The following is a 595-nucleotide window of genomic DNA, read 5'->3' as shown; positions in this document are numbered from 1 at the left end:
TATTTTATTTATCTCCAAACTATTTACTGAAAAAAATTAGCAGAAATTGTAATTTCTACTTTACAATTTTAATATCTTTCGATTTATGGGGGTATATTCGGGGAAAATGCTTAAATTTGTCCCCAAATTAACTTATTCGGAAAAGTGGCTAGAAAGAAGAAAGAACTTCCATTATTAGAGAAGGTAACGATAACAGATGTAGCTGCCGAAGGAAAAGCTTTGGCGAAAGTGAATGACTTGGTAGTGTTTGTGCCTTATGTAGTACCCGGTGATGTGGTAGACTTGCAGGTAAAACGTAAGAAAAATCATTATGCAGAAGCTGTGGCAGTGAAATTCCATGAGTATTCTCCTGTGCGTGCAGTACCCTTCTGTCAGCATTATGGTGTATGTGGTGGTTGTAAGTGGCAGTGTCTGCCATACACAGAACAAATAAAGTATAAGCAAAAGCAGGTGACGGATAACCTGACCCGTATCGGCAAGATTGAATTGCCGGAAATTTCACCTATCATGGGGTCGGAAAAAACGGAATTTTATCGCAACAAATTGGAATTTACGTTTTCTAACAAACGTTGGCTGACAGATGAAGAGGTAAAGG

General features: G+C 38.2%; 1 protein-coding gene. It reads left to right on the top strand.

What is annotated here, in order from left to right:
- Positions 1 to 144: 144 nt before the first annotated feature.
- Positions 145 to 595 (top strand): TRAM domain-containing protein (locus AB5935_RS12640; RefSeq protein ID WP_368327450.1); only part of this gene is annotated, 451 nt, incomplete at its 3' end.

Source organism: Phocaeicola sp. RTP21198st1_B8_RTP21198_201120 (assembly GCF_040929485.1).
Lineage (GTDB): Bacteria > Bacteroidota > Bacteroidia > Bacteroidales > Bacteroidaceae > Phocaeicola > Phocaeicola dorei.
Note: the sequence above shows the minus strand (reverse complement) of the source record. Positions and strands in the feature narration are given on the sequence as shown.